The following is a 14,301-nucleotide window of genomic DNA, read 5'->3' as shown; positions in this document are numbered from 1 at the left end:
TCCTATTCTTTCTGTTTTTATTTCACTAACCCGAAAACAATGATACTAATAAACAATAGCAATGCACCTATCTTTAAGTTTTTCTTTTCCGAATGATTTTTCTGATCTTTCAAAAATACGACACCACCATAAATAGAGACAAGAACACACATTTGCGAAACAGCGAATGATAGCCCAAGACCTAAAAACTGTGAAGCATAAAACAACGATGTATTCGCAATAATCCAACAAAATCCTGTCACAAAGTTTTTTATAACTACCGATTGTCGGATTTTTTCTTTGGAACTACAAATGAGTAAAACGGACATGCTAAACATTCCTAACGCTTGTGGAAAAAATAATTGCTCGCCAAAAACACCAAAAAATTTAGGTAAGGAAACATAACCACTTAAAGCGAACGACGAGAGACAAATCAAGCCAATTGCTTTTAATGAATGGTCTTCTGTTCCTGTCTGTTCTTTTTTAGTTGCTAGATATACACCATAAAGCATAACCGCTAGTGCTACAACCGATAAAATACCACGCCAATTTCCTTGCCATTCTTGTAAAAAAAACCATGCAATGATTGTCGTAAAAATAAGTTGAGTTCCATTCGACAACGGCATCACTTTTGAAACATCCATCAATGATAAACCCTCAAATTGTAGCCATTGCCCTATTCCCCAAAAAAGTCCCGAACCAACACTCACTAGAAAATTTGACCAACAATACTCAACTGGAAAAATAATCGTATAAACGGTTGTTAGAATCAACACTATTGTCGTTGTTCCTACCATTGTTTCAACAGAAGAACCTTTAAATACTTTTGCAAAGATGGGCATCAATCCCCAACCTATAATAGGCAAACAAGAAACGAGTAGAACTAACCCGTTCATCCTACTTGCTCTTGATGTGTCACCGCTTGAATTAACGCACAAATCATCATCGCTTGCCCATAAGCCATAGGTTTAATAATAATGCTCTTATAATCTTCACGATTAGCACTAATACACGTTCCTGCCGAAACACCTAGTACAGTTCCGTCTTCATCAATCATTTCGATTAATCCTGCTACACCTTTTTGACAAGTCGGTAAATAATCCATAGTCGTTAGGTAACCTTTTTGAATCCCAACATACATCCCAGCGATAATTCCAGCAGATCCTGATGTTTCAAGATAAGAGTCTGGGTCGTCTAATAATGTATGCCATAACCCTGTTCGCTCATCTTGTAAGGTAATCAATCGATTCACTTGATTTTTGTAGATCCCAATCAAGTAATTATGAACACCCGCACTCAATGAATCCCCCATGTAATCAATAAATAGAGGTATTCCCATCGTTAACCAGCTATTTCCACGACACCAGAAATTCGAGCCAAAATTATCATTCGTGGAATAGTCCCACCCATGATAAAAAAGTCGTTCTTCTTTGTTCAATAAAACTTTCAAATGAAGCAATACTTGATAGGTTGCTTCATCTAACCATTCTTGTCGCTTATATTTCCGACCCATTTTAGCTAAGAAAAGAACAGTCATAAATATCGTATCTGCCCATAATTGTTCATTATTTTTGGTTAATGAATCTTTCGTTCTCCCTGTCGTATTATGCTGAAACCCTTGCTCTTTAGTGCGATCAAAGTGATCCATCACAATCTCCGCCCATTCCAAACAAAGTCCTTCATATTCTGGATAATCCATCAACGTTAATAAGGGACAGACTGTATTAATATTCGGTAAAGGCAACCCTTTTTCAAGCTCCTCTTTTGCCCAATTCACGATATATTCATCATAATTCCCTTCAAATTGAGATAACCCGAATAAACCGACTCCTTGCGGCCAATCCCAATGACCCATCCCAAAATCTCTCGCAAAATAGCCAATTCTTTGCTGTTCCTCGATTGGCATATTTTGATACTCTGATCCATCTACTTCATTCAACGAAATCAATTTATTCACAACTTTTTTTAACGACTGATTTACATCAGCAACGGTCACTATTTCCATCCTACCTATCCAACCCTTTCTCTATCCTTTATCTCCAGATGCTGTATCACTACCAACAATGTATTTTTGTAATAACATAAATAAAATCATTATTGGAATAATTGAAATGACTGAAGCAGCCAAAATTGAATTCCAATCCACACCGTTAAAACCAATAAAATTCTTGATTGCAATTTGAATCGTATATTTTTCCTGATCTGATAGAACCAACAACGGTAAAATATAATCATTCCAACGCCACATGAAACTAAAGAGCGTCAACGTAATCGTTGTTGGTTTTGCTAAAGGAAACATAATTTTTCTAAAAATATACCCTTCACTCGCACCATCGATTCGAGCTGCTTCAACAAAAGACAGTGGCACAGACATGAAGAATTGGCGATACATAAAGATACCTGTCGTTGTCGTTACAACTGGAAGAATTACACCCCAAATATTATTGTATAGTCCTAAAAAACTAATTACTGTAAATTGAGAAATTGTCAATGTTTCACCTGGAATCAACGTTCCAAGTAAAAAGACACCAAAAACTAAATTAGTGAATTTAATACTATGACGATAAACAGCCAATGCATAGCCACACATTGCACTGATCGCCAAAGTAATCAACGTCCCAACCACCGCTAAAAACATACTGTTGTAAATATAGGTCAAAAAACCACCTTGCATAACACTTTTATAATGTTCGATCGTAAAGTTTCTAGGTAACAAATGAAGCGGGTAAGAAAACAATTCATTCGATGGCTTAAACGAACTCAAGACAAGCCAAATAATTGGAAAAACAATTAAAAACCCACTAACAAGACTAATCGTTGTCAATAAAATACTCGTTTTTTGCTTTTTCATTTTGAATATTCTCCCCCTTCATTTATTTTAAATTGAACAAAAGCAATGATCGCAAAGACAATCATAATAATGACGGAAATCGACGCCGCATACCCATAATGAGATTGATTAAATCCTTTATCAAAAATATATTGAATGATAAAGGTCGTACTCGTCCCTGGTCCGCCTTGTGTAATCCCTTGAATCAAGGCATATTCTTTTAAGAGATTAACTGTGCTTAGCAAGGTGACCAAAAAGGTCGTTGGTGCTAATAAAGGGATTGTAATTCGAACAAACCGCTGAAATGGTGTTGCTCCATCCATATCCGCCGCTTCGTAGATTTCTTGATTTAAATTGTTAATAGCACCAATATAAATAATCATAAAAAAGCCTGTCGATGCCCAAGTACTTGCTACACTAATGATAAAAGTTGCTAATACTTTATGGCTACCCCATTCAATGGCTGTACCGCCAAACGATTGAATAATAAAATTAATTAATCCATACTCTTGCGAAAACATCCAATTGATTGTAATCCCCACCACTAAAGAAGAAAGTAACACTGGTAAATAAATTGCTGTACGAGATAGTGTTTTAAAGCGAACTTTTTCAGAAGTCAAAAGAGCTGCTAATAACAAAGGCAAGGCTACTTTAAAGGGAATATTGACAATCGCATAGATAAATGTTCGAATTAGCGCGCCATAAAATCGTTGATCAGATAATGCTTCTGTATAATTTTGCAGTCCCACAAAATCCATCGTTTTCCAACCATCGTAATTCGTTAACGACAAAAACATATTCAAAAATAACGGTACTAAAAAAAAGATACCAAACAAAAGTCCACTAGGTGCAATAAACAACCAAAAAGCTCTTTTTAATCGCTTTGTACCAACTTTTTTATTTTTTGTTTTATTTAAACTTAAACTTGTTGAATCCATCTTGGTAGCTGGAACAACAACATCATCTTCATTTTTCAAATGATTCACATCCTTAGAAAGTATGGAGCTGAAATCTTTTTTAGTTGATCTATTTCAGCTCCATTTTTATTCTTTTTCTTATCTATTTATTTTTTGACTTCCCAATCTGATTTTTTAGCTAATTCATCCGCAAAGGTATCTAATGCTTCTTTGGCAGTCATTTCGCCACTCACTGCTTGTTTCAAGTAGTCACGGTATTCGTTATCTAAATAGTTCCGCCATTCTGATTCTTCGTCTACTAAGAATTGATCGGTTACATGCGCCATCTCCGCTTGCATCAATTCATAATCTTTCGCGATTTTAGGATCTTCATCTACTACAGAAATATCTTTAATAAACGACAATCCTTTGTCATTAGATAAATACGTTTTATAATTTTCTTCTTTGTATAACCATTTTAAGAAATCAACCGCTAAATCTTTCCCAGCTGCTTCTTTAGGAATCGCTAAGCCACTTCCACCAGTGATTGCAGATTGTTGAACTGTTCCTTTAGGAGAAGGCATCAAAGCAAATTCAAAATCTTTAATATCACTATTGAATGGTTCATAATTCCAAGAACCAGACAGATAGATGCCAACATCGCCATTTTTAAAATAATCGGCTGGATTATCACTTGAACCACCTGTCCAAATAACTTTCGGTAAGATACCATCGTTATTCGCTTGAATAAACGTCTCTAACGTTTTTTGATTTTCTTTACTGTTAATCGTCACTTCAAAACTATCTTTGTCCTTAACTGTCATCGATCCACCATTGCTATACATAAAATTATCATAACGAGCTCTTGAGAAATCGACCGCCATCCCATATTTTACGCCACCTGATTCTTTTAACTTTTCAGCATTTTCATACAGTTGATCCAATGTCCAAGGTTTTTCTTCTGTCGGCGGTGTGATTCCTGCTTTATTAAACGCATCTACATTATAAAAATAAGTGGTAATCGTATATTGATTTGGTGCCGCCAACACTTCATCACCCGAATAATCTTGACTGATTACTTTCAACGCCGTTTCATCAAACATAGTCGTATCGATTTCTTTTTTTAAATCCACAAATTCCTCTGGATACAGTCGAGTCAAGCGAGTCGTTGCTATGATATCTGGAACATCATTATTTTTGACCATTAACGGAAATTTCGTTAATTGATCATCATAAGGGATTACGATTGTTTTCAATTTATGACCTGTTTCTTCAGCCCATGTGTTAAAAGCAATATTCAAGGCATTCGTTTCAGAGGGTTCTTCAGATAGAAGGACCGTTAAGGTATCAGTATCTTTCTTTTTGCTCCCACCATCACTTGATTTATTTCCACAAGCCGCAACAGTTCCCATCACTATTCCTAAAAGAGCCGTCATTCCAAGGATTTTCCACTTCATTTTCATCATTTTTTCCTCCTATATGCTTTCTATTTCATAAAATAATTGATACCCTTGCTCATATAACACTGATTTATTATTTAATGATAACTCGTTTGTGTATTCGAAAAGACCATACTGTGGATCTTCATAAATCAAGCGGTCTTCTTTAAACTGAATCGACTGTTCTAACATCATATCCATAAATGCTTCAAACGAATGACTTTCCAATTTAGAAGAAAGTTTTACTAGCACATATTGATCATCTCCACTCACGCGAATTTCACGTTTATGAATTGCGCCACCTTTCATTTGTTTCGTTGGATTAGTGAAAAAGATAGCCACATAAGTATTTTTCTTGCGAATAAACCACCAATTTTCTTTTTCGATTAGTTCATCCAAATCCCAGTACGGTAAATATAAATGAATAAATCGATAATCTGTTTCTTGAAGTTGATAATGAGCAAAAAGAACGTTTTTGTATTGCGAGACATAAGGTAAACAATCATTTCCTGCCCAAAAACTTGGTCGATTTCCGCCACTATATTCCGCTTCCCCTGGATTATTGAGCCATAATAGCGTTCCTTCGCCTAAAGAAAGATTGATAATGTGCTGTTGGTGCCCTCGTTTTTTCGGCTGATAATTAATCGCCGAAGCCAATGAATAATCAACTGTTTTATACAAATAGGTATAGGCTTGATTATCTCCCTGCTGATATTCCGCGTGCACAGCTATATGAGGTTGGTCGCACAATAATTGTTCAAATTGTGTTGGCGGTTCATAATCAGTTAAAGCTAACAAAGCTGAAGCTCGTAAAGAATTATTGAAATACCCTTTTTTCCAAATAATTTCAATCACACTTGAAATTTCACCTAATTGCATAGCCTTTAAATTATGCTCATAGACACGACCGAAAGTAGAAGCCATCGTCCCACCATGATAATTTAAAGCAATTAATTCAAACGTATAATCTAGCGCTTTTTTAGCTAATTCTTTTACTGATTGATCTGGTGCAGCCATATAGAGCGAGAAAAAACCAATTAAATCAATGGGAAAATACGTGGTTGAATTCCATTCCGAAAAACCAACACGAAAGAAGTATTCAAACCATGCTTCAACTCTTTGTTTTCCTAATAAATATTGCTCGTTACCTGTTCGGCCACTAACGGTAAATTCAGCCTCTGGATAAAGGTATCCTCCTAAGTATTGAGAAACATGAAATAAAAGAGCATGATTTTCGCTAAAATACCACATCACATCATTCCCCGGCTCATCAATCCAATACCTAAACTGAGTCGTTAATGATTCCATTTTCGGATGAAACGTTTTGGGAAATCGTTCTTTATAAAGACTGTAGACCGCTAATAAAGGAGCTAAAATAAAATCCGCGCAATCCCCTTTTTCTTCAATCAATAAAAAGGCACTTTCATAGTCCTGATAGACGTCGGTTTCCTGTAGTTGATCCAAATAAGCTCGAACTAAAGCGACATTAATATCTTCCAACTCTAGTGTCGAAAAATAATCCAACGCTTCTTTTTTTCTTTCTTGAATCGTTTGCCCAGTAATAATAGCGGAAAATTTATTTTCATCATAAATGGAACACGTCAATGTTCGCGTAATCCATACACCAGAAGATAGTTGAATTCCTAGTTCCAATCGTGTAAATCCTGCAGTCGGAATAGCCGATACATCGCCTAAAGATAATTGTGCTTGATTCTTTTCTAACTTAAATAATAAATCGTCTATTTCAAAATCAGTAATATTTCCGTCCTGACTACCATCCTCTACTAATGAAAGTCTTGGATTTACTCGAACCCTCAGTTCGAAATCACGCGCTCGTTTCGCAGAACCAAAATTCAATAAAATCGCGCCTTCTTTAACGATATCTTTTTCTAAATACGTGTCACTAAGCATTTGTTCGGCTTCTTTAAACTCATCAATTGGCGTTGGTAATGTCACGAATCCATTTAAAGGAAACTCATTTTCATTAATCAATTCAAAATAAAAACTAACATCTCGTTCAGCCAAATCTTCTAAATAAATCACCAGTTCATTGACTCCTTGTTCAAATGGAAGCGTAATTGATTTTTCTGAATAATGATTTCTAGTATAGGGAGCAAAAATATCTTCAAAATGTCCGTTCACCCATAGTTTGACTGCACCACATGTCCGAATCCGAAAATTATAAATACCCGATGCTGGAACTTCAATCAACGTTTTAGCATACGCTGAAAGTTTATGTGGGGTTGAAATAAATGTCGTTAAATCAACGCGATCTCTCTCAAAAGGTGTATATATTTCTGTATATCCCTCTTCTTTAAATGGCACTACAGATAAATCATTCTCTTGTAAAAATAGTGTACGAACAGGATACTCAACATCAAAATAATCCTCTACTCGAGCAATGTCACTGGTCATTTTCATTTCTGGTACATTGATTTTTTCTGTTTCAATTTTGGTTAATAAAAAATGAGTAAATTTTTGTTCGATATCTACTTGATATCTCCATAAATCAGTCACTTATACTCCTCCTTTTTTCTTGTAAAACATACTGTTTTGGCGACGCTCCTTGGACTTTTTTGAATTTTTTAATAAAAGTCGAATCGTCTCCAAACCCTACACGAATCGCCACTGACTTAATGGGATAGCCTTGTTTTAGCAATTTTTTGGCTTCAATGATTCGAATATAACTAAGATAGACATTAGGTGTCATGCCTAAATTTACTTTAAACAGTCGAATCAAGGTTGATTTACTAATAAAAAAGCGCTCACATATTTCTTCAAGTGTTAGGTTTCTATAATAATTTTGTTTCAAAAATAGAATAATCTCTTTTATTTCATTTTGTTTATGATAAGAAACGGCTCGCTCAAAACGATCTCCTGTATTGTAATAATCGCTGAGAACTAACAATATCCCCACTAGACGTTGTTTGATTTTTAGTTCACGTAAATTGACTTCTTTTTGATCTTTCAACCGAATAATTTCATTAAAGAGATTAATCAACTGTTTTTGATGCACTGCTTTTAATTGGATTACATTTTCAAAATTATTGCAGCGCTCGTTAAAAAAACGCATTAAATCTGGATACTCCGAAATCACAAACTCAATATATTGTGGTTTAAATAAAACAAAATAGCGTTCATACATCATTCCTTCTTCAACCACGACACGATGGATTTCTTGCGGATTAAAAACAGCCACCGATCCTGTATTTCCAATGTACTTCCGTTCATCGACAAAATAGTTCGTTCCATTACTTAACGTAAAATGAACTTCATACCCATCATGAAAATGTGGACGATCCATTTTATGATCGGTTCTCTTTTTATATTCCAAAACAAAATCAGTATTTAAAAGGACTTTATCAACTTCATACATATGCATAATCTCTTGCTCCTTCTTAAGCAACCGATATCAAAATTATAGCCATAAAAGCGGTTACATAATTGTTTATAAATAGTAAAAAACTGTCAAAAATTGTCATTCAACTCATCATGAAAAAAGGCTCCTCTTCTATAATTACGAGAAAAAACGAGAATTCCAGTAAATTTTTGCTTTAAAGTAGCCAAAAAAGAGTTTTTTTCTAACGTAATCATCCTAAAATGCACTATTAAATGGCTAAATCTTTTATTATGAATAATTCAAATGACACTTTTATGACTGTTTGTCGCAACCTCTATTTTCAAATTTTCTACTCCTTTTTTAATAGTAAACGTCCTAAAAAAACTACAAATCACGAAAACAATAAGAAACACAATTGGAATTCTTTGACTTACAACTGATTCCAATAAAATGTTCTTCAGCTTTTTGTGATTTGTAGCTTATCTTAAAAAATAGTTTTCGCTAAACCGCAACTCATTTTAATTGCATTTGCTCAATGCGGTCATAAACCAGTCTTTGAATTGTTTCTGATCAATATCCACACACACGCGACAATTTGCTTTTTGTCCTAAGTAACCTTCCAAATCAACAACAGATGCACCTGACGTAAATTCTCCTTGCGTTTCGATTGCCACATACGTTTCAACTACCGTATACATTTCAGGTGCCAATAAATACGCCATTGCACAACTATCAAACATATTTAAGCCAGTCGCAAAACTCCCACTACGATAATTCTTAAACAAATGATACATCATATCCCCTGTTTTTCCCATTTGTTTGATTTGCTCACTATCCTCAGGTAAAATCGCTACTTTCAAACCGACATCCAACGGTGCAATCGCTAAAGGCAATCCACTTTCAAAAACAATCTTAGCCGCTTCAGGATCGACCGCAAAATTAAATTCCGAAAGAACCCCTGTATTCCCTCGTCCCAAACTACCGCCCATCATAACGATTTCTTTAATTTTCGTTTTACATTGCGGATACATCCGTAACAATAAGCCAATATTAGTTAAAGGACCAATTGTTACCAAGGTGATTGGTTCTTCTTGCATCATCAAGGTTTGAAACATCTCCACGACTGCATGGTTTTCAACCAACACCTTCTCATTTGCTTCTGGAAATTCATAGCCATCCATCCCAGAATCGCCATGAATCTCACTTGCATCAATACTTGGGCGGAATAATGGGCGTTCCGCTCCTCTAGCAACAGGGACTTCTTTACCTAAAAAGGTTAATAATTTCAGTAAATTCGCTGTTGTTTTATCAACACTAACATTCCCTGCTACCGTTGTAATCAATTTTACATCTAACCGTTCATCAAACAAGGCAATAGCAACGGCGACTGCATCATCAATCCCAGGGTCCGTATCAATCATAATGGGTCTTTTTTTCATTCAAAACACTCCTTTTTTCGTTTTTGCCAATACTAAAAAGTTGGCGAGACAAAAGGAACGATTCCCTTTATCCCAACCGCAATTATTCGTTTATTCTTTTGTACTTTTTAAAATATAATAACCTTTGTCTTTCGTAACAATCTCTACATTTCCAAAGACTTCTAGCATTTTTTTCTCAGCACTTGGTGCCCCTTGTTTCTTTTGAATCACCACAGTCAGCGTTCCACCTACTGCTAATAGAGGATGAGCGCCACTTAAAATCTCATGAACCACTTTTTTTCCTGCACGAATCGGCGGATTGCTAACGATTGCTGCATATTCTTTTTCTGTCAACGTTTCATAAATATTTGATGGATGAATATCTACCTGCTCAATCTGATTTCGCTTCGCATTTTCTTGTGCCAACGCAACCGCGCGTTGATTCACATCGATCATTTCCACAGTACGACCAGTAACAGCAGCCAAACTCAACCCAATCGGACCATAGCCACAGCCAACATCTAATAAACGACCCGTTGGTAATGATTCCCACTCAAAGGCATCAATTAATACTCTTGAGCCAAAATCAACGGTATTTCGGGAAAATACCCCACTATCCGTTAAAAATTGAAATTTTTTGCCTCTTAATTCAAATGACCATTCTTCTAGTTTATGATCAAGCATTGGATTTTCTGAATAATAATGATTTGTCATCGTTCTCTTCCTAACTATTTTCTTTTGATTTCAGTCTACCTTTTATTTCTTGAACAATCAAGAAAGCCAGTAACTGATAACCGGCTGCTGAAAAATGAAGACCATCCAGTTGCAACAGCTCTTCTGGATCTGATTGAGCGAGCATCTGACCATAAAGATCAATTACTGGAATCCCGTTTTCTTTACCGATTTCTTTCACCTTTTCAACATAGGCAACGACTTGCTTTTCTTCTCGACTGCGATTTCTCGCACAAACGATATAAGGCGGGGTAATTAAAATTACTTTTTCTTTGCCAATTACATGAATCAGTTCCAGTAAATTTTCGCCATACCTCTCTAATGGAACAAGAAAATCACTAGACACATCATTCGCACCAAAAAATAGCGTGACAATCGTTGGATTGAATCGGACTACATCTTGTTTTACACGTTTTCGTGCATCTTCAGTCGTATTCCCTAACATTCCAGCGTTAATAATTGTCATTTCTGCTAGCGATTGCTTCTGTAATTCTGACTGAATATTTTTCTGTAAAATCGGCGACATTGCTTCTTCGCCATAGCCCGCCGTAATACTATCACCAAATAGGATTAGTTGCTCCATTTTACTACGTTCCTTCCTTAATTTTAACCAATCTTCTGAGTAATTTTTTGCTATTGCTTGCTAAAACCAAGCGCTCCTTTCTTATCATACCATCTTCGTTCCATTTATGACTGGAAAAATATCTCTTTTAATAGTGTTAGCTACTGGAAAATTGTGTTAAAATAGGCAAAGAAATAGATGTTGGTATCAAGCGGAGGAATAAATGGACGATAAGTTGAATTACTATGCCATTTCACGCGAAGAATGGCAAGGCTTTTATCATAATGGTAAAGCCCCTTTAACCGAACAAGAACTAGAAAGTATCAAAGGATTTAACGACCAGATTTCACTGCAAGATGTGCAGGATATTTACGTTCCGTTAACTCACTTGATTCATTTATATATGAAAGAATTCGAATCCTTAGCCGTTAGTAAAGGATTATTTTTACATGAGTATGTGCCTGTACCACCCTTTATTATTGGAATTGCAGGAAGTGTTGCTGTTGGGAAAAGTACGACTGCGCGACTTTTACAAATGATTTTATCCAGACGATTAAAACGACGCAATGTCCAATTGATCACGACCGATGGGTTCTTATATCCTAATCGTGTGTTAGAAGAAAAAGGCATCATGGATCGAAAAGGATTTCCCGAAAGTTATGATATGGAAAAACTAATTGATTTTCTAAATCAAATCAAAAACGGTAAGGAAGAAGTTCGTGCCCCTCTTTATTCTCATAGTGTTTATGATATTATTGAAGGAGAATATGAAGTCATCCAACAGCCCGATATTTTGATCGTTGAAGGAATTAATACCCTTCAATTGCCAGCAAACCAACAAATTTACGTCAGCGACTTTTTTGATTTCTCGGTGTTTGTTGATGCAGCACCTAAATTGATTGAACAATGGTATTTAGATCGTTTCGGCGCTTTATTGGATACAGCATTTCTTGATCCCGAAAATTACTATTATGACTTTGCGATTGGGGATCGTGACGAAGCCTTTGCGATGGCAAAAGATGTGTGGAAAAAAGTAAACTTGAAAAACTTAGAAGAATACATTTTACCCACTCGTGGCCGTGCGGATGTCATTTTACACAAAAAAGAAAAACATATTATTGATGAAATTTACTTACGAAAATACTAAGTTTGTTTCTAGGATGAGTAACACAAAGAATTCGTGAGACAAAAAAAAAATCACTTTTTTATCATTTTGTAAAACCCAATAAACGGTGGAACAAAAGCAGCTCTTTCGGAAATAAGCTGAAATTTCCCCAAAATTTGAAAAGCAATTTTTGGAAATTCCTTCTTATTTCTCAGAGCTAATCGCTTTTGTCCCAACCTTAAATCATCTTGTTTCTGAAAGCTGGAAATGAACGCTTTTTGTCATACGTCTCCAAAAGGTGAACGTATGACATTCTTTTGAATAAAAAAATCACTCACTGATCGAGGTTCTCGGCTTGGTTGATTTTTTTATTCAAAAGCGAATACTATTATTGTTTCATTTCCGCTTTATAGATAAATCTAAATGAATAGGAGAAATACACGTGACCAACGTTACCGATTTAACAACTGTCGAAAAAATTATTGTTTTAGACTTTGGTAGTCAGTATAACCAATTGATTACTCGTCGCATTCGTGAATTTGGTGTTTTTTCAGAGTTATTGAGCCACCGAATCACAGCAGAAGAAATCCGCGAAATTGCACCAAAAGGAATTATTTTCTCGGGTGGACCAAATAGTGTCTATGATGAAAATGCCTTTAAAATCGATCCTGAGATTTATGAATTAGGGATTCCAATTTTAGGTATTTGCTACGGTATGCAACTAATGACCTATAACTTAGGCGGAAAAGTTGAACCTGCTGGCAACCGCGAATATGGAAAATCAGAACTTTCTCTTTTGATTCCTGACTCTCCTATTTTTGCTGGCACACCTGAAAAGCAAATCGCTTGGATGAGCCACGGTGACTTAGTCGCTGAAATTCCTGAAAGCTTCGAAACCGTCGCAATCAGCGCCGATTGCCCATTCGCTGCCGTTCAAGATACCGCACGTAACCTTTATGGTGTACAATTCCATCCCGAAGTTCGTCACTCTGAATACGGTAATGACTTACTTCGTCACTTTGCCTTTGATATTTGTCATTGTGAAGGCAACTGGACGATGGATAACTTTATTGAAATGCAAATTGCAAAAATTCAAGCACAAGTGGGCGATAAAAAAGTCTTACTGGGTCTTTCTGGCGGTGTCGATTCCAGCGTTGTCGGCGTTCTTTTACAACGAGCAATCGGTGACCAATTAACGTGTATTTTTGTTGATCACGGCTTATTGCGTAAAGGCGAAGCGGAACAAGTGATGGATAGTTTAGCTGGAAAATTCGGCTTAAATATTATTAAAGTCGATGCCAAAGAACGCTTCTTATCAAAACTAGCTGGCGTTTCTGATCCAGAACAAAAACGTAAAATTATCGGGAATGAATTTGTTTATGTCTTCGATGACGAAGCAACGAAATTAAAAGGCATTGATTTCTTAGCCCAAGGAACCCTTTATACAGATATCGTTGAAAGCGGGACAGAAACAGCCCAAACCATTAAATCTCACCATAACGTAGGTGGATTACCAGAAGATATGCAATTTGAATTAATTGAACCTTTAGATACGTTATTTAAAGATGAAGTTCGTGCCTTAGGAATTGAACTTGGTATGCCAGAAGCACTTGTTTGGCGCCAACCATTCCCAGGTCCTGGCTTAGGCATTCGTGTTCTTGGTGAAATCACGGAAGAAAAATTAACGATTGTCCGTGATTCAGATGCCATTTTACGTGAAGAAATCGCCAATGCTGGCTTAGATCGCGATATTTGGCAATACTTTACTGTGTTACCGGGTATTCGTAGTGTTGGTGTTATGGGCGATGGCCGTACGTATGATTATACGGTTGGGATTCGTGCCGTAACATCGATTGATGGCATGACTGCTGACTTTGCGAGAATTCCGTGGGATGTCTTACAGAAGATTTCTGTGCGGATTGTGAATGAAGTTGATCACGTGAATCGGATTGTTTATGATATTACGAGTAAACCACCTGCTACTGTGGAGTGGGAATAGT

12 protein-coding genes are annotated in these 14,301 nt (G+C 36.1%); 2 read left to right on the top strand and 10 right to left on the bottom strand.

Going from position 1 to position 14,301, the window contains the following annotated elements; translation table 11 throughout:
* Positions 1 to 17 precede the first annotated feature (17 nt).
* The 10 genes from ACYSNW_RS08010 to ACYSNW_RS07965 all read right to left on the bottom strand — a co-directional run bounded on the left by ACYSNW_RS08010 (position 18) and on the right by ACYSNW_RS07965 (position 11,217).
* Positions 18 to 875 (bottom strand): GRP family sugar transporter, encoded by an 858-nt coding sequence (locus ACYSNW_RS08010; RefSeq protein WP_461743962.1) that lies wholly within the window; start codon positions 873 to 875, stop codon positions 18 to 20.
* A complete protein-coding gene (locus tag ACYSNW_RS08005; protein WP_461743961.1) occupies positions 872 to 1,984 on the bottom strand; it encodes a glycoside hydrolase family 88/105 protein in 1,113 nt (370 codons plus the stop codon). Before ACYSNW_RS08005 ends, ACYSNW_RS08010 begins: the two co-directional genes overlap by 4 nt.
* A 21-nt stretch (positions 1,985 to 2,005) precedes the next feature.
* Positions 2,006 to 2,830, bottom strand: coding sequence for a carbohydrate ABC transporter permease (locus ACYSNW_RS08000; protein WP_461743960.1), 825 nt, complete (start codon positions 2,828 to 2,830; stop codon positions 2,006 to 2,008).
* Positions 2,827 to 3,786 carry a carbohydrate ABC transporter permease gene (locus ACYSNW_RS07995; protein ID WP_461743959.1) on the bottom strand — a complete coding sequence of 320 codons (960 nt, stop codon included), beginning with the start codon at positions 3,784 to 3,786 and terminating at the stop codon, positions 2,827 to 2,829. The genes ACYSNW_RS08000 and ACYSNW_RS07995 overlap by 4 nt, the downstream gene beginning before the upstream one ends.
* An 86-nt stretch (positions 3,787 to 3,872) precedes the next feature.
* Complete coding sequence (locus ACYSNW_RS07990) at positions 3,873 to 5,168, bottom strand: ABC transporter substrate-binding protein (RefSeq protein WP_461743958.1); 1,296 nt, start codon at positions 5,166 to 5,168, stop codon at positions 3,873 to 3,875.
* 12 nt (positions 5,169 to 5,180) lie between these two features.
* Positions 5,181 to 7,661: a hypothetical protein gene (locus ACYSNW_RS07985; RefSeq protein WP_461743957.1), complete on the bottom strand. Its 2,481-nt coding sequence runs from the start codon at positions 7,659 to 7,661 to the stop codon at positions 5,181 to 5,183.
* Positions 7,654 to 8,526 carry an AraC family transcriptional regulator gene (locus tag ACYSNW_RS07980; protein ID WP_461743956.1) on the bottom strand — a complete coding sequence of 291 codons (873 nt, stop codon included), beginning with the start codon at positions 8,524 to 8,526 and terminating at the stop codon, positions 7,654 to 7,656. The genes ACYSNW_RS07985 and ACYSNW_RS07980 overlap by 8 nt, the downstream gene beginning before the upstream one ends.
* A gap of 476 nt (positions 8,527 to 9,002) precedes the next feature.
* A complete protein-coding gene (rihC, locus tag ACYSNW_RS07975; RefSeq protein WP_461743955.1) occupies positions 9,003 to 9,923 on the bottom strand; it encodes a ribonucleoside hydrolase RihC in 921 nt (306 codons plus the stop codon).
* A 90-nt stretch (positions 9,924 to 10,013) separates the two neighbouring features.
* Positions 10,014 to 10,616, bottom strand: coding sequence for a class I SAM-dependent methyltransferase (locus tag ACYSNW_RS07970; protein ID WP_461743954.1), 603 nt, complete (start codon positions 10,614 to 10,616; stop codon positions 10,014 to 10,016).
* A 10-nt stretch (positions 10,617 to 10,626) separates the two neighbouring features.
* The gene (locus tag ACYSNW_RS07965) at positions 10,627 to 11,217 is read right to left on the bottom strand and encodes a GDSL-type esterase/lipase family protein (protein WP_461743953.1); all 591 of its coding nucleotides are present in this window, start codon (positions 11,215 to 11,217) and stop codon (positions 10,627 to 10,629) included.
* Positions 11,218 to 11,419: 202 nt separating this feature from the next.
* Between ACYSNW_RS07965 and coaA the strand changes: the two genes are divergently transcribed.
* Positions 11,420 to 12,343 carry a type I pantothenate kinase gene (coaA, locus tag ACYSNW_RS07960; RefSeq protein WP_461743952.1) on the top strand — a complete coding sequence of 308 codons (924 nt, stop codon included), beginning with the start codon at positions 11,420 to 11,422 and terminating at the stop codon, positions 12,341 to 12,343.
* Positions 12,344 to 12,743: 400 nt separating this feature from the next.
* Positions 12,744 to 14,300 carry a glutamine-hydrolyzing GMP synthase gene (guaA, locus tag ACYSNW_RS07955; protein WP_461743951.1) on the top strand — a complete coding sequence of 519 codons (1,557 nt, stop codon included), beginning with the start codon at positions 12,744 to 12,746 and terminating at the stop codon, positions 14,298 to 14,300.
* Position 14,301: the final 1 nt, after the last annotated feature.

Source organism: Enterococcus sp. LJL99 (genome assembly GCF_054871725.1).
Note: the sequence above shows the minus strand (reverse complement) of the source record. Positions and strands in the feature narration are given on the sequence as shown.